This is a genomic window from Erwinia sp. PME.40.26/001, assembly GCF_055556675.1.
Map to the genome: position 1 here is coordinate 1 of NZ_JBVHNP010000421.1, position 238 is coordinate 238.

1 protein-coding gene is annotated in these 238 nt (G+C 59.7%); it reads left to right on the forward strand.

Annotation, left to right across the window (positions count from 1 at the left end):
- On the forward strand, positions 1-238 hold a 238-nt coding region (locus ACZ3HG_RS24800), incomplete at both ends, for a helicase-related protein (RefSeq protein WP_465335192.1).

Below are 238 nucleotides of genomic sequence, written 5' to 3' on the forward strand. Positions count from 1 at the left end.
GGTGGAAGTGCGTCCCACGCAAAACCAGGTAGACAACCTGCTGGAAGAAATTCAGATCCGCGCCGGTCGGGGCGAGCGGGTGCTGATCACCACGCTGACCAAGCGCATGGCGGAAGACCTGACCGAGTATTTCGAGACGCTGAACGTGCGCGTGCGCTACCTGCACAGTGAAATCAAGCCCATCGAGCGCATGGAGATCATCCGGGACTTGCGCCTGGGCGAGTTTGACGTGCTGATT